Annotated in this window: 15 protein-coding genes and 1 pseudogene; 7 read left to right on the forward strand and 9 right to left on the reverse strand. The window is 45.3% G+C overall.

All coding sequences use genetic code 11. The features are described from left to right. Positions 1-482: 482 nt before the first annotated feature. Positions 483-1,076, reverse strand: a complete 594-nt coding sequence (locus ACGF5R_RS05715; protein ID WP_240002061.1) for an inclusion body family protein — start codon at positions 1,074-1,076, stop codon at positions 483-485. Between the two features lie 509 nt (positions 1,077-1,585). Between ACGF5R_RS05715 and ACGF5R_RS05720 the strand changes: the two genes are divergently transcribed. Next, complete coding sequence (locus ACGF5R_RS05720; protein ID WP_112878589.1) at positions 1,586-2,314, forward strand: LuxR family transcriptional regulator; 729 nt, start codon at positions 1,586-1,588, stop codon at positions 2,312-2,314. 163 nt (positions 2,315-2,477) lie between these two features. On the opposite strand, the pseudogene ACGF5R_RS05725 reads toward ACGF5R_RS05720, so the two are convergent. Beyond that, positions 2,478-2,791 (reverse strand): annotated as a pseudogene (locus tag ACGF5R_RS05725) (transposase); the annotation flags it as partial. On the opposite strand from ACGF5R_RS05725, the gene ACGF5R_RS05730 reads away from it, so the two are divergent. The 5 genes from ACGF5R_RS05730 to ACGF5R_RS05750 all read left to right on the forward strand — a co-directional run bounded on the left by ACGF5R_RS05730 (position 2,787) and on the right by ACGF5R_RS05750 (position 13,677). Continuing rightward, positions 2,787-3,113, forward strand: coding sequence for a hypothetical protein (locus ACGF5R_RS05730; protein ID WP_370446065.1), 327 nt, complete (start codon positions 2,787-2,789; stop codon positions 3,111-3,113). The pseudogene ACGF5R_RS05725 and the gene ACGF5R_RS05730 sit on opposite strands and share 5 nt — an antisense overlap. 357 nt (positions 3,114-3,470) lie before the next feature. Beyond that, positions 3,471-3,881, forward strand: a complete 411-nt coding sequence (locus ACGF5R_RS05735; protein ID WP_112878587.1) for a CorA family divalent cation transporter — start codon at positions 3,471-3,473, stop codon at positions 3,879-3,881. A 36-nt stretch (positions 3,882-3,917) separates the two neighbouring features. After that, on the forward strand, positions 3,918-4,745 hold the full coding sequence (locus ACGF5R_RS05740) for a hypothetical protein (RefSeq protein ID WP_112878586.1): 828 nt from the start codon (positions 3,918-3,920) through the stop codon (positions 4,743-4,745). Positions 4,746-4,795: 50 nt separating this feature from the next. Beyond that, positions 4,796-12,655 carry an aminotransferase class III-fold pyridoxal phosphate-dependent enzyme gene (locus ACGF5R_RS05745; protein ID WP_387690053.1) on the forward strand — a complete coding sequence of 2,620 codons (7,860 nt, stop codon included), beginning with the start codon at positions 4,796-4,798 and terminating at the stop codon, positions 12,653-12,655. After that, positions 12,655-13,677, forward strand: a complete 1,023-nt coding sequence (locus tag ACGF5R_RS05750) for an arylesterase (protein ID WP_387690055.1) — start codon at positions 12,655-12,657, stop codon at positions 13,675-13,677. Before ACGF5R_RS05745 ends, ACGF5R_RS05750 begins: the two co-directional genes overlap by 1 nt. 179 nt (positions 13,678-13,856) lie before the next feature. On the opposite strand, the gene ACGF5R_RS05755 is transcribed toward ACGF5R_RS05750, so the two are convergent. The 6 genes from ACGF5R_RS05755 to ACGF5R_RS05780 form a co-directional block, all read right to left on the reverse strand. Next, the gene (locus ACGF5R_RS05755; protein WP_240000747.1) at positions 13,857-14,045 is read right to left on the reverse strand and encodes a hypothetical protein; all 189 of its coding nucleotides are present in this window, start codon (positions 14,043-14,045) and stop codon (positions 13,857-13,859) included. Positions 14,046-14,911: 866 nt separating this feature from the next. Further along, positions 14,912-15,559 carry an SMI1/KNR4 family protein gene (locus ACGF5R_RS05760; RefSeq protein WP_240000746.1) on the reverse strand — a complete coding sequence of 216 codons (648 nt, stop codon included), beginning with the start codon at positions 15,557-15,559 and terminating at the stop codon, positions 14,912-14,914. A 189-nt stretch (positions 15,560-15,748) separates the two neighbouring features. Beyond that, on the reverse strand, positions 15,749-16,237 hold the full coding sequence (locus ACGF5R_RS05765; protein ID WP_146747908.1) for a hypothetical protein: 489 nt from the start codon (positions 16,235-16,237) through the stop codon (positions 15,749-15,751). 56 nt (positions 16,238-16,293) lie between these two features. After that, a complete protein-coding gene (locus ACGF5R_RS05770) occupies positions 16,294-16,584 on the reverse strand; it encodes an AHH domain-containing protein (RefSeq protein ID WP_262981577.1) in 291 nt (96 codons plus the stop codon). A gap of 158 nt (positions 16,585-16,742) precedes the next feature. After that, a complete protein-coding gene (locus ACGF5R_RS05775) occupies positions 16,743-17,063 on the reverse strand; it encodes a hypothetical protein (protein ID WP_112896294.1) in 321 nt (106 codons plus the stop codon). Between the two features lie 15 nt (positions 17,064-17,078). Beyond that, positions 17,079-17,423 (reverse strand): HNH endonuclease, encoded by a 345-nt coding sequence (locus ACGF5R_RS05780; RefSeq protein ID WP_262981576.1) that lies wholly within the window; start codon positions 17,421-17,423, stop codon positions 17,079-17,081. Positions 17,424-17,650: 227 nt separating this feature from the next. Between ACGF5R_RS05780 and ACGF5R_RS05785 the strand changes: the two genes are divergently transcribed. Next, positions 17,651-17,794 (forward strand): hypothetical protein, encoded by a 144-nt coding sequence (locus tag ACGF5R_RS05785; protein ID WP_262981575.1) that lies wholly within the window; start codon positions 17,651-17,653, stop codon positions 17,792-17,794. A 674-nt stretch (positions 17,795-18,468) separates the two neighbouring features. On the opposite strand, the gene xerC is transcribed toward ACGF5R_RS05785, so the two are convergent. Next, positions 18,469-19,473, reverse strand: coding sequence for a site-specific tyrosine recombinase XerC (gene xerC, locus ACGF5R_RS05790; RefSeq protein ID WP_387690060.1), 1,005 nt, complete (start codon positions 19,471-19,473; stop codon positions 18,469-18,471). Positions 19,474-19,641 lie beyond the last annotated feature (168 nt).

Genomic DNA, 19,641 nt, shown 5'->3' on the forward strand with positions numbered 1-19,641 from the left:
TGGTTATTAGGATAATAATTAGTTAATAAGAGCACTTATTTTACGGCTTATTAATGAATTAACTTAAGTGGAATAAGTAACGGGTGGTGTTTTTTTAATAATAGATAAGGCTGTGCTAGGAAGATTTTTAAAGAAATTAAAGCTTAATCTAAGTAAGTAATAATAAGCTAAATTTTAATTCACTGTTATTTAGCTTGATAGACGATAATGTCAGATGTAATAGTTCCTGTAAGTTATTTTAGCTAAAGAAATAGATAATAGAAAGAATATCCTCTGAATTGATGACAGAATAATTGTCGGAAGATTGTTGAATTTATGGAGAGGAATAGAGTTTACTTGGGTGTTATAAGATTTTATTTATAAGGAAATAATATTATAATATAAATTAGTGTTTGTTACAGACATTTAAATAAATTGAAAAATAAAAATACTGGAAAATTATTTTGGTAATTTCCCAGTAGAAAATGACAATATACAAATGCTTAGCTATTAGTTACTTCAACATATGGATCATATCGATAATAACCTAGGAGCTTTTTACCGTCATAAGCGGCAAAGAACCATGTATATTGTTCTACACCTGGTTTATGAGCTGTTGCTTGGAAATAACTATCTTGAGATTCAACAAAAATTATCTTAGGTTCATCCTCATTTGCATTAATACCTGAAGGGACCATTGGAACTTTTTTGCCCATAGGGTTCTGTGACCATATTTGTGATGGGACAGAGATGACATCGTCTCCTATACTAAGCTTTTTGAATTTATACAATATAATCGTATAGTCGAAATTATTAGATACCGTTGTAGCCCTCCATCTAATATTTGCATTAATGGGAACAGTGACACGGGCACCAGATGAACTCGCCACTTTCAATCCGAACTCTGGAGTATAATTAGCTATATATACATGCTGACGGATAATTGTTGGATCTTTAGGGTCCAGAGAACTTTTAAGATTATTAGTACGAAGATATTCAATAATTGAATCAATATCAATAACAAAGGTTACATCAGCTGTAATAGAGTTCTTGGTTATAGCAATATCATCTTTACCCTGAATGACTTCACTCATCATAACACCTCTTACATATTTAAATTATTTATTGGGAATCGAAAGGTTATTTTGCTTGCTCATTATTATTATAATAACTTTCTTTTTATATAATTAACTATTAAAGTTGAAACAGCTACTGGTATAAAGCATAGTTTATATGGGAAAATTACTCATATATTTATTAGGTATTGCTTCATATAGTTCAATATTTTAGTTAATTTATTTTGTCAAAAAACAAAACATAAAAATTTTATATTAAGATATTAAATAATCATTTATATTTTATTGAGAGCAGTTTAAAATTCTTAATGTGGCTATAATATATTTTTATATATATTACTTTACCTGATTATTAAAATTTCAATCTTATTGATATAATTTCTTTTGTTTACGAAAAATACATTGTGGCTTATCAAATCTTGCTTCTGTATAACAGTAAATAATTATTTTCTTTATTAAGTGTAAATTTTGATACTATAATAAATATTAGGGTTCACTATCAATATTCTTAATTTTTAAGAGGACGTTGAATGAATATTTATCGACCATATACCTTACCCTATAATTTTCATAAATTAGACGTAGATGCACATTTTGTGGCTGAAATTTGTGAGCTTATTAACAAAATTTCGGGGTTTAGTTTGTTCTCCCTTTTATTAAAAGCGCGCTTTCCTATCTCTAACCGAGACGTGTATTTCTTTAATAATTATCATGAATCTTGGAGAGCCGTTTACATAGAAAAAAAGTATTGGATGATTGATCCAGTTCTAAATTTTCGACCTGTGCCGCCTTCTTTTTCAAAAATATGGGACTTGGATTTTTTTTCCAAATCTAATGGGCAAGAGCTTTGGTATGTGAATCAGAAATATGGATTTCGTTCTGGGATCACCTTTGGTCTTCCTGCATTTTCAGGAAGTTATGGAATATTTTCTGTTGCGGGAAAAGATGGGCCTATTGATAACGAGACAATGTATAAATGTAGTGGAGAAATTTTAGGAGTATATATTAGGATAATAAGATACTTAACATCACACACAAAGTATTTACAATCGTTCTATATCGATAATACCTCATTTTCACATAGAGAATTAGAAGTATTAAGGTATACCGCAGATGGGATGACATCAATTGAAATTGCATCAACCATTTGTGTCACTAAAAGTACAGTTGATTTTCACCTAATGAATATCGTTAAAAAACTGGATTGTAAGAATAAATTCCAGGCAATAGCTAAAGCTGCATTGCTTGGCTATATATAACTAATATAAATTTGCAATTATCAGATGATTATATTTTTTATCTTATAAATTAACTCAATGATTAATTCTATTGCTCAAATGGATTATTAGGAGAATTTGAACAAAAATTGAATTTTTACCTTCGTATCTTTATTGGTACCATTGTAAATAACCCGAATTCTGTTTAAACCGTCACTGAAAAATCGTCTTCTGAGTAGAAAACTTTCAGTGATGGTTTCTTCCATTTAAGGCAGTAAGCAATCAAACCGCCTAAAATGGTCAACATAAATCCTTTTATACTTCGGTGGCGCGAATGCTCTATTTGAGAAATGGTTTTTAATTGTCCATTAATTGTTTCGATGATAAAACGCTTTGATAACATTATCTTATTCCACTCAGCTTGCATACACGCTTTCATGTTTCGGCGCTTTTTCGTGATGAAAGCGATACCGGTTTGGCTAAATCGTCAGCGAGCTCCTGACTGAGATACTCCTTGTCGGCCGCGCAGGCCGCCGCAGAGATAAAAGAGGCGGTGTTGGAAGGTTCGTTAATCAGAAAAATCACCCAAGACTATTTTGATGTTGATGCAATGGCCAGCCATGCCAAATTATCGATGGCGGCAGATGCAGGTGCGTATTACCGTGCAAGGGAAATGGATTGCAAAATTGACGCCACGTCACATATGGAAGCGCAGGCTGCGGGGCAATTGCCGCAGGGGTTTCGGCCTGGAGATCAAGTCGTTGCCGATTACCAGCAGCGCAACCAACAAATTAAAGAAAGGTCGCAGCCTATGATTCGGCAACGTCACGCGGGGAATTGAACGTCATCTATCCCCGTTATCTTTCAAGCTGCCTCTTTGTTGGCTGCACTCGCTCACCCCGGTCACATCGTTATCTATGCTCCCGGGGATTCACTCCCTTGCCGTCGCGATGCATCTTGAAATCCATAGGGTATATCTTTATTGGGTAACACGATGTAAATGAGGTTAAGATTGACATGAACGGTATTACTATGCCACGATTCGAACAACCGATTCATTATTCTAAAACAATTTGCAGATTTCTAATTATATATCTCCAAGATTATATAATTATTTTTTCAAGACGGATTTTTATAAAGGTGCTTATTATATCATAAGTATCTTCTTTATGTATTAATAATAATCAGGAGAAATACAGTGGCTAATCTCAGAGAAATACTGATTGCCTTTGGTTGGGGTGGTATTGTTGTCGGGATTATGATGGGTGGGTTAATAGGAATGTATGCTTTTAAAGGGCCATTCCGTGCACCTAAAGGTCATGAGAGCTATACAGACTTAAATCGTAGGATGCTCAGGCTAGCTCATATTGCTTTTATCATGTTGCCGTTGATTTCTATGTTATACGGTATGAACATTGACGATTTACAGGTTCCTTATATTTACAAGTATTATGCAACAATCTGCATGATGATTCTTTCTATCGGGATCCCTGTATTATTGATTGCCTCGTGTTTTTATTTACCGTTCAAGTATGTTCAGGTTATTCCTTTTAGCTGTGGGATGTTTGCATTAGTTGTAATGGCTGTGGGCAGGGTGTCAGCCCTGTAATCTATTAATCGTAGTCTTTATATTGAGATTTTAATCATGGAAAAATTACTGAGTGCGCGTCAACTCGGCAGGGATGCTATTGTTGCAACCGTCGAAAATAACCAATATCAGCGTAATCATCAGTTTGCAAAGCGATTAATCGATCGCATTGAAGCGCACCCGCTGATGAGAAACCCAATTTTGTTAAAGATGAATAGAGGTGAGTTCGACATCAGCCAGATGAGGATATTCCATCTGGAGTTTTATCACGCCTTCGCCCAAGTATTTACCGATGCGGTGATCGAAGCGTTGAGCTCAGCAAAACAGCTGGAAGGGCGTTTGGGTGCGCGGGCAAAAATGGCAGCTCGTTTTTTGCTGCAAATTAACCTGTTAGATGAGTTAGGTTTCCACCCAGGAACAGGCTCTGACAGTGGCTATAACGGGCAACCAGAACTGGCTCACTATGTGCAGTTCTTCAACACCATCGAGCAATTGGGGATGAGTGAGAATGAGGTGAAAACCTGGTTTCCGATGTCCAGTTCAGTGGCATGCCGCGCGACATTTGAAAATGCCTACGGTGACTACCCTCAGTTGGTGGCACTATTAGCCGTTGCTGAAACAGTGTTCCACGACTTTGCTACTCCTTGGGCGAAAAGCGTGGGTGTAGCGACAGATATTGATGTGTCTACCGGTTATCACAGTATTCACGTAGAGACCGAAACCGGTGAATCAATTGAAGACGGTCATTCTGAGGATGCTTGGATCTTATTCTGTCAGGCGATTACCGAAGATCGCTTTGATGAAATGGAACAGCGAGTAGACCTGTGGCTGAAAGTATGGAATGACTTCTGCAACGATCTGCTGGCGGGTCGTGCTGCAAAATAATTTCAGGCTAATTTAACTTTTCATATATAAAGAATAAAGAGCTAATCATTATGCCGTCCCACCAGTTGTTTAACAGGGGATTTAACTCCTTCAACCAACTATTGCCAGAACTTGCTGTTCAACATACCGACAAGACGGCATTTGAGTTTTTACGAAGTTCTAGGGAGATACAAAATCAAAGCTATGGGCAATTGCACCAGTGCGCAGCATCATTAGCGAGTGCACTTCAGCAATATGGTCAGCGCGGTGATAGGGTTATTTTACTTTATCCGGACGGTGAAGATTTTATTGGGGCGTTTTTTGGCTGCCTTTATGCAGGGATGATTGCTGTCCCGGTCCCTATGCCAGCGAAATCCTCAGGAAATGCGTGGGAGCGTTTTATTGGCGTTTTACGCAATGCGAAAACAGAATTTATTGTAACAACCGGGAAAGGAACCGAAACGTTAATACAACTGACTTTACCGTCACCTCCACTTATTTTTACTTTTGATAAACTGGAAGCGATATCACTGCCTGCGGGATATCGCCTTCATTGTCTTGAACGCCATTTTGCTGGGGTATTTAATCCTGCGCAGATGACTGACACCGATCTGGCATTTTTACAATACACCTCAGGCTCCACGGGTACGCCAAAGGGAGTGATGGTTACCCACGGCAATCTGTGGGCAAACTCACAGGCTATTCACCACTATTTTGGTCATCACAGTGAAAGCCGCGGCATGATATGGCTGCCGCATTTCCACGACATGGGGCTTATCGGTGGACTGTTACAGCCCGTGTATGGGGCGTTTCCATGCCGGGTGATGTCACCGATGATGCTGATGAAAAACCCGCTTAACTGGTTAAAACAGATCTCAGAATATCGTGCGACTACATCGGGGGGTCCCAATTTCGCGTACGATCTTTGCGTGCGTAAAATTAGCCAGCAACAGGCTGAAGGTTTAGATCTCTCCCTCTGGGATGTGGCGTTTTGCGGGGCTGAGCCTATTCGTCCTGCTACATTGCGCCAGTTTGGTGAGCATTTTGCCCATACTGGCTTTCGCGCTAAGGCATTTTTACCCTGCTATGGCATGGCGGAAACCACGTTGATCGTTACCGGCATGGATAAAGGCCAGGGAATGGTCGTGACCAATGAAGATGAAAAAGATCCTGGTGTTGTCAGCTGTGGTCAGGCGTTGCCAAATACCGAGGTGCGCATTGTCAACCCCGTTAGCCTGCGTACGCTTGAGGCTGGACAAACGGGAGAAATCTGGTTGCGTGGGCCCAGCATTGCGAGCGGTTACTGGAATAATGCTGCTGCGACAGAAGCTACTTTCCATGCTCAGATCGAGAATGAATCGGCACACTGGTTGCGCAGTGGTGATTTGGGGTTCCAACAGCGAGGATCGCTGTACGTTACTGGGCGTGTGAAAGAACTCTTGATTGTCAATGGTCAGAATCATTACCCAACGGATATTGAGGAAACGATCCAGAACGCTGATGCTCTGCTGACCGATGCCACTGTCTGTGTTTTTGCCAGTGACATTGCGCAGACAGAGCAGGCCGTTGCCTTGCTGGAAATCCCGGAACGCGCCAAAGAGTCTGTTGATACAGCAGCGTTAAACGACCGCCTGAATGCAGCAGTGGCAGACCGGCATGGCATAACACTGGGTGAGTGGGTATGGGTTGGTCGACGGGCGATTCCACGCACGACCAGTGGCAAACTGCAACGAACTCGTGCCAAGGCAATGTACCAACAGGATGCATTAGTTGTGCAATGGAGCAGCCGAGCGGTTCAACCACAACCGGCCTGTACAGATGGTGGTATGTTTCACAGTGTGCCAGCGCTAGCGTCATTTATTGCAGGTATTATCAGTACTGCGGTTAACAGGACCGTTAACCAACAGCATTGGGATGATGCGTTCACGACATTTGGGCTGAACTCGTTGCAGGCCGTTGGTGTGATAGGTGAATTGGAACAGCATCTGGGCCGTGAGCTTTCTCCATCGTTGATTTACGATTATCCGACCATCAATAAACTGGCCATGGCACTGTTGCAGCCTGCGGAGCAAAAAGCCGCGGCTACGGTGGCTATCACTGACGATGCTATCGCGGTGATAGGAATCGGGGTTGAATTGCCGGGGCACAGCGGCGTTCAGGCGTTATGGTCGTTGCTACAACAAGGACAAAGTACGACCGGAGATATTCCCGCTCACCGTTGGGCGGGTTCGGCGTTAAGCGGTTTTAATTGTAAAGGCAGTTTCTTTGACACCGTAAGTGAGTTTGACGCTGGCTATTTTGGGATTTCGCCGCGTGAGGCTGAGTATATTGATCCGCAACATCGCTTGTTGTTAGAAACCGTGCAGCAGGCATTAACTGATGCGGGGTTAAAGGCTTCCGCCTTGCGGGGAAGTGATACCGGGGTGTTTATCGGTATCAGCGCCAGTGATTATGCTTTGCTCTCGGGCGATCGGGTTTCTGCCTATAGTGGGTTGGGTAATGCGCACAGCATTGCGGCTAACCGCATTTCCTATATTTATGATTTCAAAGGGCCAAGTGTCGCAATTGATACGGCCTGTTCCTCTTCTCTGGTCGCGATTGACGCGGCGATACAAAGCCTGCGTTCGGGGCGTAGTACGCTGGCTATCGCTGGCGGCGTGAACTTGGCTCTGACACCGCATTTACAGACCGTCTTTACGCAGGCGCATATGTTGGCACCAGATGGTCAGTGTAAAACCTTCGACGCACGGGCCGACGGATATGTGCGCGGTGAAGGATGTGGCATCGTCATTTTAAAACCACTGGCACAAGCACTGACCGATGGTGACCGGGTTTATGCCACTCTGGTAGCGAGTGCCATCAATCAGGATGGTCGTAGCAATGGGATCACTGCACCGAATGGCCTATCACAACAGGCGGTTATCGCACGGGCGCAGGCCGAGGCGGGCATCAATAGCAACCATATCGATTATGTGGAAGCACACGGTACCGGTACGGCATTGGGCGACCTGATTGAATTTCAAGCGCTGGAGGCGGTGTTCGCGCAACGCCATCAACCCGCAGCGGTGCAGGTGGGGTCGATCAAGACGAACATTGGTCATCTGGAAGTAGCCGCGGGCGTGCTTGGGGTTGTAAAAGTGGCCTTGATGCTGCACTACCAACAGCGTGTACCTCATTTAAATTTCAAACAAATCAATCCTCATATTGCCGCCATTAGCCGCCGAGTTTCGGTAGCGGGGAACCGCAGTTGTACATGGGAGTCGGCTGAGGGCCAACGCTATGCAGGCGTTAGTAGTTTTGGCTTTGGGGGAACCAATGGTCACGTGATCCTGCGTGACTGTCCGCAGGCGGCAAAAGGTGAAGAGGAAGCGTTACCGTTAACGTTACTGCTGGTGGCCTCGCATGAAGAACAGGGTTTTAACGCCCAGCGTGACGGTGTATACCGCAGCTTGCAGTTGCAACGTGATGCTGACGTCTCGGCGTGGTGCCGTCTGGTCAATACCCGTTATGACCACCCACTTTACCGTGGGTTTGCCTTTGGGGCCAACCGCCAGCAATTGGCCGAGAACCTGATGCAAATCAGCGGTAGCAAAGCGGGCAAAGCGCAGCCTCAGGTCTGGTTATTCCCTGGGCAGGGAACGCAACAAATTGGCATGGGGGCAGCCTTGTATCAGCATCTGCCATATTACCGCAAGTGCTTTGACCAACTGGCTGATACGGTTTTACAACGTTATCAAATCGATATCCGCCAGGCGCTACATGCCCAAGACGACAGCTGGCAGCGCTGTGCTAAAACTTGTCAGTTGTCCCTGTTTGTGTGCAGCTATGCCATAGCAGAGAGTTTGATGCAGCTCGGGTTACGCCCAGCGGCCGTGATTGGTCATAGCCTGGGTGAATATTGCGCCGCGGTTGTTGCCGGTCAAATATCGTTGGAGCACGGGCTGGCAATGGTTCACCAACGCGCCCACTTGATGGCCAGTCTGACCCAACATGGCGCGATGGCCGTGGTGTTCAGCGGTGAAGATGAGGTTCGTCGCTACATTGCCCCATGGGCAGGAGAGGTTGCCATTGCTGCGTTTAATACGCCGACGCTGACAACCATTACAGGGAGTACTGCGGCGATTGAAGCCTGTCTGAAAGACATTTCTGGGCTGGGCGGTCATGCCCGGCGCATTAAAACCGCCAACGCATTCCATTCTCACTTGATGGACCCCATCTTGTCAGAGTATCAACTCTGGCTAACGCAACACGTTGATTTTAAAAAAGGGAATCTGCCTTTCTACAGCAACCTTGACGGCAAGGTACGCCAATATACGACGGCTGACTACTGGGCCCAGCAAATTCGGCAACCGGTTCACTTTTTGCAAGGAATTTGGGCACTGTTTGAAGAAGAGAAATATACGTTTGTGGATCTGAGTGCAGACAGTTCGCTGGGCAAATTTGTTGTTGTGACAGACCGTGGGCAACACGTATTGGTCGCGGCTGACCATCGACATGAATATCAATCACTGCTGACGCTGCTTGGCTCATTGTGGCAACACGGGCATGACATCGAGTGGTACAAGCTGTACCTCGCAATGGGCCGTGAGGCGTTGACGCTGCCAGCCATCCAATTTTGTAAAAAAACCTACTGGTTGGCGGATGAAAAGTTAATGCAGCCATCATCTTCACATGAGGACGTTATGTCACAACACCACCAATTACGGAGCGAAATAAAAGCGATTATAGCCGGGTATCTTGGGGCACTGCCTGAGGATTTGGATGACGATCTGCCTTTTCTGGAAATGGGCGCGGATTCGTTGGTTCTGTTGGATGCAATCAATACCATTAAAGATCATTACGGGGTCGCGATCCCTATGCGCTCACTGTTTGAAGAGTTAAATACGTTGGATGCGGTGCTCCACTATGTCGTGGAGCATGCCCAGGTGACGGAACCCGTTGCTCCGGTCAATGAAAATCGCGGTGCTATGCCCGTTATGCCATGTGCAGAACCCACGGTAGTACCTGCATCGGTTCATGCGGGCGAACTCGGGGGGGCGGTATCGGTTGCGGCTCCTGAAGCACTGCAAGGCTTGATTGCACGGCAGTTAGAGATCATGTCACAACAGCTTCGCTTACTCAATGGCGGCATAGTTCAACCCGCTCCAGCCCTGCACGCTGTAGAGGCCAGTGCACCAGTGGCGGCACTCCCGCAGCCACTGGCGGCTAAACCTACGGTTACGGATAAGGCACAGACCAATGCAACACCGACTAAAGCCGGTGCGCACAACAGTTGGTTTAAAAAGGAAACCCAAAAGGCTTCGCTGGGGGCCGAACGTGACAGACATATTCAGCAACTGACTGAGCAATTTGTCAGGAAAACGGCAAGTTCGAAACATAATGCCCAACAATTCCGCGCCGTCTTGGCCGATAACCGAGCATCTGCGGGCTTCCGTTTATCCACAAAAGAAATGCTCTATACTTTGGTCGGAGTGCGTTCGCAAGGCGCCCGTATCTGGGATGCGGATGGCAATGAATACATTGACTTCACTATGGGATTTGGTGCCAACCTGTTAGGGCATGCGCCGGAATGCGTGCAGCAAGCCGTTGCCGCGCAGTTGTCCCAAGGTATGCAAATTGGGCCACAGAGCTCCCTTGCTGGTGAGGTGGCAACGCTGATCGCAGAGCTGACGGGTCAGCAGCGCGTGGCTTTCTGTAATTCTGGTTCTGAAGCGGTAATGAGCGCCGTACGCTTGGCGCGCGCTGTGACAGGCAAAAATAAAGTGGCGCTGTTTAGCGGTTCTTATCACGGTGTGTTTGACGGCATTTTGGGGCGCCAACAGGGAGGGGTGACACCAGAGCACGCGATACCTATTGCTGCCGGTACACCCGCGTCACTGGTAGAGGATCTGCTAGTACTTGAGTATGGCAGTGAAGAGAGCCTGGTACTGATTGCTAAATACGCCGATCAATTAGCAGCGGTCATCGTTGAGCCGGTGCAAAGCCGGTATCCCAACCATCAACCGCGCGAATATTTGCATACGCTGCGTAAGTTGACGGCTGAACACGATATCGCCTTGATGTTCGACGAGGTGATTACCGGTTTCCGTTTGGCTGCCGGTGGTGCACAGGTGTATTACGGCGTGAAAGCAGATATTGCTACCTATGGGAAAATTGTCGGTGGCGGTATGCCAATTGGTGTTATTGCTGGCTCTGCACGCTTTATGGACAGTATCGATGGTGGCTTCTGGCAATATGGCGATGAGTCTTGGCCACAGGCCGAGCTGATTTTCTTTGCGGGGACGTTCTCCAAACACCCGCTGACCATGGCTGCGAGCAAAGCGGTACTCGAATATATCAAGAACCACCCTGGACTCTATGACGATATCAACCAGAAAACGAACGACCTCGCGCAAACGCTCAACACTTGGTTTGCGACGACGGGAACTCCGATCGAAATTGTTTCCGCTGGCAGTTTGTTCCGTTTCAAATTTAGCGGTAACTACGACATCTTGTTCTATCATCTCATGTTGCGCGGCATCTTTATTTGGGAAGGCCGTAACTGCTTTGTGTCCACTGCGCACACCACACAGGATATTAAGCTGTTTATCACTGCGGTTAAAGAAAGCCTCAATGCCATGCGTGCCGATGGCTTCTTCGGTGAGGATGGTTTGCAACCTAATACGTCTTACCCTGCCACTGACCGCCAACAGCGTTTTACACTGCTGGCCGCTGAGGGGGAGTTGGGGCTACGTGCGGGTAACATTGGTTGCGTCATCGAAACGGCTCGTCAGATCGATAGTTCCATGATGCGCCAAGCCTGGACTTTATTGAGTGAACGCCATGAAGCACTGCGTATGCAGTTCAACGGCACCGGCGAGTTGCAGGTCATGGCATCTTGCGTAAGTGGCGTAGATTTTACCGAAGAATGCAGTGAACAGGCAGAAAATAATGCCCGATTGGCGGCGTTTGCGGCTCAATCGTTCACCTTGTTAACTGCTCCATTGGCTCGTGTATTACTGTTACGGCATGTCGGCGGCTCAACGCTGGCTTTGGCTGCGCACCATACAGTTGCAGATGGTTGGTCATTTATGGTGATGCTACGCGAACTACTCCATATATATAATTCCATCATGGCAGGGCAGTTGCCTGAACTGGCAGCAGCACCAAGCTATTTGCGCTTTATACATGCGGAAAAGACGGCAAATACTGCCCTCATTGCCCAGTGCTTGGCTAAACTACCAGCACAGCGTTTGAATCCTGCGCGTGCGTTACTGGTTATTCAGCAAGTAGCACCATATCAAGGTAAGCGCTTAAAAGGGGGAGTGGATTACCCAGGATTACCGTCTCAGTTACGGAAAGCTGCCGCAAAGCTACGGGTAACTCGTTTTGTGATGTTGAGCGCCTTGTTTGTGCTGGCCTTAGAGAGGTTTATTGGCCACTCTTTGCTGCCTGTCGCCGTACCGAATTCCGGTCGGGATTTTGAACGGAGTGAAGGGCTTGTGGGGCAATGTGTCAGTTTGATGCCGTTTTGTTTTGACAGCGCCGCCAGCTCGTCACTGTCTGAATTTGTTGCTGCGATACATCAAGCTGTGTTGGCTCAGCATGATGCGCCAGCATTACCAGCTCATTGTTTCCATGGCGAAGGCGCGCAATTCCCTGTGCTGGCCACGTTCAATATTGAACCTCATGCACCGCTGACTGAAATGCGCCAGTGGCAAGCTAGCCTGTCAATGCTGCCCGTCAGTGCAGTTGAGTTCCCGCTAATGGTGAACGTAGTGGAAATGGCTGAAGGGTTGTCAATCGAGCTGGACTATCAGGAGCGTTACTTCTCTGCGCATATAGCTGCTGAGCTGCTGGAACATTACCTGGCTGTGATCAATGTCTTGGCAGAGCAGGGCGTGGACGCAGTGAATCAGCAATTTTATTCACCTGCTGAAGTGGAAGCCTGATGAAAAAGCTGATGGGTATTGTACTGGTTATTGCTGCATTGGCGTATACGATCAATCTGCTGTTTGATGCGGGCGTTTTCTACAGCGTTCAAGATATTCACATGCAGCAGTGTAGAAAAATAGAGGGTGTCAACGGAGCTGAAGATATCGTGCCGTTGCAAGATGGCGGTGTGTTAATTAGCAGTCTTAACCGCCATGGTAATGCGTCAGGTGCCCTCTATTACTTACAACTGGGACAGGCTCCTTTGCTGCTGTCAGGCGATTATCCAGCGGAATTTTTCCCGCATGGTATAGACGTATGGCAACAGGAGGGAAACACCTGGATTTACGTGGTGAACCATCGTCATCAAGGGGACCGTATTGACGTTTTCCGTTTTGAACGTGCAGCAATGCGGCTGATTTATCAACCTGCGTTGTCACGCAGTGTTGGAAAAAATATCAATGATATCAGTATTATTGATAAAACCCACTGGTTGCTCACACGGGATCACGCGTATTCCGGTCTGCTCGGCCGCATTGAAGATTACCTGCGTTTGCCACTCGCGCGCGTATTACTGATCGATGATTCTGGGGTGCACACATTGCTCGATGGGTTGCACTTTGCGAACGGTATTTATTATGACCGACAACGGGAACGGCTATATGTGGCGGAAACCACAAGCGGTGCCCTAAGCAGTTGGGCATGGCAACCAGGTGGGACGGTACCTATATTACTGAGTCGGGTAACCGGCTTGCGCGGGGTAGACAATATTATGCCTGATGGAAAAAGGGACAGGTTATTGGTGGCCGCACACCCACAACTGCTGAAACTGGCGGCGTACCAAAAGGATGCGCAAGTGCGTTCACCATCTCTGGTCTGGCAGTTGGCGATTGCCCCAAATGGGGAAGCAGAACGCGCTCAGGTGATTCACCAAAGCCATGGCCAGATGTTGGCGGCAATCAGCGTCGCGGCACCGTTGGCTGGCCAAGTGGTGATGGGCAGTGTTTTTGATAATGGGTTGTTGATGTGTAGGGGAAACTAGCATGTTGAAAAAATAGTTCTCCCGCCGCTCGACCTTCACCGGCACGTTAGAGGGGCAGACGTTTACCTTGGCAACAGTTGAAACGGTACTCGAAAGCGCTCTGAAAGCTGGTATATCACTGCCTTATAATGTTGTGGTGAAGGCTCCGGTCTGGCGGCGGATTTGGGGTTGAAAATAACTCATGCCTTTTTGTCTTTCTTTATACCACACTGCATAACTCCTTTTTTAAACATAGAAAATATTGCTTCTAATTTAGCATCTTGATTAAAAGAAAATAAATATCGATAAATGCTTATCATATTTAACATGTCATTACATTCGTCATTTACTTCATTTGGAGAATTATCGTATTCTATGTTATCAACCAACCCTTGTTTCTTTCTTATAAGATATTATTTTCTTTTTCTCATATTTTCTTTAATTTGATCCTGGGTAGATATTTTTACTCTTATCAAGGATATATTTTGTTGCTTTTTTATAATCCTCATGAAGATAAAATTCAGATACCAGATCAGAAAAAAATTACTCCAAACCATATAGTTATCTGGTATATCTTGATCGAAAATAAGCTTTAATGCCATATATTTATTATCAATAATTTCATATTCATTAAATTCTTCAATAGAACCGGATAAAAAATCCGAACTTTTAAAAAATTCAACGGATTACATATAAAAACTTATTATCTCACCCATATTGAATTATCCTAAAGTTTTACTCCATAGATTAAAGATGCGTTGTCTTACTTTTTAATGTATGTCTTTCTCCAGGACATTAATATTATATATATCTTTGGATATAATAATATTGCCGTTTTCCATATCTTTTTTAGCTATATTTTGTGTGTGAGTCACTTGTTTCGATATGGTATCGATTGATTGATTTAAATTTATTTTATTCAGAGCATTGCATCAGTATACCCGTGATGATTACCTTGATGCCTTGCCATTGCACTAATCAGTCGGCGTTGGCGTGGCATGGGTATTCACCACGGTAAGAAAGAAGCCAGCCGGAAGCGATTCCGGCTTTTTACTCAGGGAGAAAACAGAATAAAATAGTTAAAATATAGCCTATGTATATATTTGCCATGAATTTTATATTTTTCTGTATTATTTCTTTGTTTATCTTCTTTCGTTTTTAATTTATATAGTTAATATATAGCATCAATCCTGTAGAATATTTATTTTAAGCATAAAAATAACAAAGCCGGAAAGATCACGGGGATCTTTCCGGCTTATTTTTTAAATGCTATATTATTAGGTGGGAAATTATCAGGGAATGACATGCATTTTATTTTCTTGGATAAAACACCTTCTAAAAAAGATGTTAGATTTTCTTGCCTGTATTCGACTTCTGGAGATCTTGAGGCAATAATTGCTATTTTCCATGAATCACCATTATCAGTCACTCCTATTGGAAGTAATCCATCTTTATTAGGATAAAGAGAAAACTGATAATAATCTTTATCATCCTCAATTAAATAATTAAAATCCTCAATAATCAAATCCTTCTGATTGAAGAAATTTAGATTATCATTTTCACTAAATGGATTAAATATATTAATAAAGTTAGCTATTCTTCCTGTTCCATAGCAATTTATGAACTCAATGAAATCATTAGGAAAATGGTAGTTATTATCTATCAATGGCCATTTCTCCTTTTGACCTGCTTCATTCGGAGATACAGGAGGAGGTAATATAGTTTTTAAATTAAATATGCTCATAGTTTGCATTCCTGGGGGATTAAGGACAATTACATGTATAAAGAAACCACCTGAACCTTCAGCTTTTATTGTAACTCCAGCCGGAAGCGATTCCGGCTTTGTTTCAGGGAGAAAACAGAATAAAATAGTTAAAATATAGCCTATGTATATATTTGCCATGAATCTTATATTTTTCTGTATTATTTCTTTGTTTATCTTCTTATTTATTTTATATTCTTTCGTTTTTAATTTATATAGTTAATATATAGCATCAATCCTGTAGAATATTTATTTTAAGCATAAAAATAACAAAGCCGGAAAGATTACGGGGGATCTTTCCGGCTTTTTCATGATGATATGTCTTCTATATCAACTGTTTTTTAATACCATTGGATTAAAAGCAACTATCTTTTTATCCTTGGTCATTCCGCATGGATAAAGACCTTCTTTATATATCTCAAAGATTTTTTCCAAAATTGATTCTTTTTGTTCACCTAATATGTACCTTTGAATAGATAACATGTTTAATTGAGAATATACTTTATCTAAGACTTCAAAATAAAAATCATCATAGTCAGAATTTTCTTTTTTTATTTTTTTCTTTCTATAGGCAATTGAAATTTTGTCATAATGAACAGAAAACTCTTTACTTATATCATTTAAGCATTCGTCAGCTTCATGAAATTCACTTCTTAACCTAAATTTACTTATAGAATTCTCAATGAGATCTAACCATACTAAATACCCGTCAGGTAATAATTGTTCAAAAGATAAAGTCAGTGCTAATTCAGGATCATGAATTTCTAAATAACGACCAGATTGATTGCTAAGAACCCCTGAAAATAATTTTTCAGACAAAAGAAAAGCCATTGGTTCAATAATAAATTCTTTTTTGTATCAATCATATATCACCTCTATTTATTAAATATATTATCCCACAATTCAAAAGCCCTTTGCTTGCCTATATCAGGATTCTTAGCAATATCTTTCGACCTAATTGGCATGCCATTCATCATTGCTTTCTTCGCCTTATTTTGTATGTTAGCAACTTGTTTTGCTATGACATTAGTAGGCTGGTTTAAATCAATTTTATTTAGAGCTTTTTCAACTGCGGAGGAATATCCATTATGGCTACCTCGATGTCTTGCCATTGTGCTAACTGTAGTAGCAACCTTTTTATCTTTGATGGGGTCTGGCAGCCTCAAAAATATTCCATTACTAGCATCATCAGAGGAAGCGTATCAGATTAAGGATGCGATCGCTAAGCTCCAGTCCGCGTTGGCTTACTGTGGGTATTCACCAAGATAGATCATCAGAAAGCCGGAAGATCTCGAAGGATCTTTCCGGCTCATATCACATATAATTAAAATTCTATAAAAGCATCATTTTCAAAATAAAAAATAAATGCCTCCAATAGATCATTGAGAGATGGATTGTCTAACTGGGCCTTAGTATTAGCTACTACTTCTTCAATTGTTCCTCCATCTAAAACTTCAATCCACCCGTTTTCTTTTACCTGTTTAGGTAAATAATCATCAGAATCAGGTGGAAAATCAGCACTACTCAGAGAAAAAACTCCTTCTGTTTCTAACGTCCAACTATTTTGATCTGGAGGCAAGCAAAACCACTCGCTGGAATTATTTTCTGGGGTCGATAATACATCAGCAATAGAAACTAACTTCATAAACTACCTCATTATTTATAGTCCACCACATTTTCCACTACCTAACTTTTTAAATCCTCCTTCCTGATTTGGATGAAGGCTTTTCTGTACAGCGCCAGGCGCTTGATGTTGAGATCTTGGAATAAGTTCTATCTTAGTTGGATTTTGAGCATTATGGTGCCATGAATGATTAGGTGGGCTAGTACGTTCAAATCCACCTTTTGGACCCGGCTGCACATGCGCTACAACTTCAGGTGGTAACGATTTAGCTAAATGTGGATTTTTTTGTATTGCTTCATACAGTTGTTTATTTGCATTATTAAAATGCTTAGGTCTGCTACTTGAATGTAAATCTGTGGGAATATCTGTTTGATACCACACACTATAATTCGGACTGGATAAAGGTCTACCGGAAGCATCAAAGCCAGTTAAGCCTAATGGGTCAATCCATCCGGTGGGATTTTTAACGTATGAATACGGATTCTCACCACCCCAGAGGCCCGTTGGATCTTCGGCACTATCCCGACGCCATCATACAGGTTAGCGGACTTTTCCCCTTGATTTAGCAGCCTTTTTCTCCACCGCTTTTTCCCGCTCTGTTAAAGAACATGCCAACTCGCCCCGACGGGCACTTTGCCGATTGTAGCTCACTTTTTCCCCGACGTCAGCGCCGGGTTTCAGCCCGCTTTTCCTGCCAGAACCGGGTTTTATCGGGAACCCGTGACGGCGGGGCAGCTTGCCTGCGCCGCTGACGCGGGTTGGCGGGTGCGGGCTGGCGAGGCCCGCAGGTGAAGCTTTTTAACAGGGAAGCCCCCCTGGGGGCTGCACGGGGCGGCGATGGCGAGCACGGGGACGAGCAACGGAGCGCAGAGCAGTGCAGCAGGGTTGGGGCGGTGGGTAATAAACTGCGGAGGCCGCAGGCCGACTGGCTTACCGGTCTGTGGCCGTTGACCTTGACGGGCTTGCCGGCGGGTTTTAGGACTGATGTTATCACCGGAGCCGCCAGGGATGGCGGCGACTGCGGCGGTGGGTTTTAGCACTGATAGTGACAGCAGCGGGTGAGCGAGCGAACCCGGTGCGCCTCTGGGGCTGAGAAGCTCAACCCGGCGGCCAGCCGCACGCTGTTGTTGAGGTGACCGCGCAGCGCCCTTGGGTGGGCGGCGCCGACATAATGTTTCGTTAAGCGTGGCGGGCCGTTCAGGCCCATTGCGCTTAATGCCACATTATGTTCAATGGCGGCCGACCGGCAACGATTGTGACAGAGAACGCCGAAGTTCAGCGCCGGGCGGGCGGCATTTACCGCCGGGCACGCCGATGGTAGGGAGGCAGTCCGTGCGCAGGGACGCGCACGGTCTGCCTTTCACTGCACCCCACACGCTCACAGGGAACCGGCTAACATTCAAGATTGTCCGGCTGCTGGGTGCGGTCAGTTCGGCTGTTTACTGTCCGGCTTGTCGCTATTCACAGACCCGTCATCGGGCGGCGTGTTCGGTTTGGATTTCCGTTCTGCCGGATGCGTCTGTTCGTGTACTTCCTTTAAGTGACCGATTGCCACCCGCGTATAGATTTGGGTGGTTTCCAGCTTTTCATGCCCCAGTATCGCCTGGATGTGCCGGGTGTCCGCGCCGTTCTCCAGCATCTGCGTCGCCATTGAGTGGCGGAACAGATGGCAGGCCCCCGGTTTAGCCAGTTGCGCCTGTTTACGGATGCTGTCGGCGGCTATCTGGGTTAACGTGCCTCTGGCCAGTCCCCGGCCTTTCTTAGTGATAAACAGGTGACCGCTGTCCCCCCGCCGCGTTAACTCGGGCCGGACGCTGAGCCAGCGACTTAACCAGTGCAGCGCCTGTTCGCCGATGGGCACTACCCGGTCTTTACCGCCTTTACCCTGTCTGACCAGCACCACGCCGCGCCCGAAGTCCACTTCGCTTAACAGCAGGTTCGCCACTTCCATCCGCCGGATACCGGTACTCCACAGTACTTCAAGGATAGCGCGATTTCTCAGCCCGGTTGGGGTGTTGATATCCGTTGCGGCTAATACCGTGTGGGTTTCGTCTTCATTCATCACCTGCGCCGGCAGCCGTTTTTCTTCTCTTGGCAATACCATGTTATCCGTCGGGTTATACAGGATATGGTGACGTTGCAGCAGCCAGCGGAACCACTGACGTAAGACACTCAGGCGGTCCCGCTGACTGCCCGGGCTGTAGGGCTGGCCGTTCGCTTTACGGGAGCTTCTCAGCCAGCGCTGGTAACTTTCCAGCAACGGCAGGCTGACCTGCGGTGCGGTCATTACTCCACGCGCTTCGCACCAGTTGACGAACGGCAACAGCCGCTCTTCATAGGACTCCTGAGTCCGTTCGCTTAAGCCCTGTCCCCGCACGGCTTCCAGCCAGGCGGCCAGATGCTGGCGTAAGGTGGCGAAGCGGGCCGGTATGGCGTCGGGTTGACCGTGGGTCTCCGTCACTGAGGGGCGTTTTTTTCTGTCTGGCGCGGCCAGTGTTGCCGCCGGGCTGGTCGGGATAGCGTGCTGTTGCTGCAACCAGTCGAACCACAGGCGTAAGGCGCGCAGGCGTCGGCGCTGACTGTCCGGCGGGTAGGGCTG

The sequence above is a fragment of the Photorhabdus sp. RM71S genome, from assembly GCF_042879355.1.
Lineage (GTDB): Bacteria > Pseudomonadota > Gammaproteobacteria > Enterobacterales > Enterobacteriaceae > Photorhabdus > Photorhabdus kayaii.

Excerpts from the sequence above, each read along its gene's own strand:
- ACGF5R_RS05740 (WP_112878586.1), top strand. The coding sequence starts at position 3,918 with ATGGAAAAATTACTGAGTGCGCGTCAACTCGGCAGGGATGCTATTGTT.
- ACGF5R_RS05785 (WP_262981575.1), top strand. The coding sequence starts at position 17,651 with ATGCCAACTCGCCCCGACGGGCACTTTGCCGATTGTAGCTCACTTTTT.
- ACGF5R_RS05715 (WP_240002061.1), bottom strand. The coding sequence starts at position 1,076 with ATGATGAGTGAAGTCATTCAGGGTAAAGATGATATTGCTATAACCAAG.
- ACGF5R_RS05750 (WP_387690055.1), top strand. The coding sequence starts at position 12,655 with ATGAAAAAGCTGATGGGTATTGTACTGGTTATTGCTGCATTGGCGTAT.
- ACGF5R_RS05720 (WP_112878589.1), top strand. The coding sequence starts at position 1,586 with ATGAATATTTATCGACCATATACCTTACCCTATAATTTTCATAAATTA.
- ACGF5R_RS05745 (WP_387690053.1), top strand. The coding sequence starts at position 4,796 with ATGCCGTCCCACCAGTTGTTTAACAGGGGATTTAACTCCTTCAACCAA.
- ACGF5R_RS05760 (WP_240000746.1), bottom strand. The coding sequence starts at position 15,559 with ATGGCAAATATATACATAGGCTATATTTTAACTATTTTATTCTGTTTT.
- ACGF5R_RS05775 (WP_112896294.1), bottom strand. The coding sequence starts at position 17,063 with ATGAAGTTAGTTTCTATTGCTGATGTATTATCGACCCCAGAAAATAAT.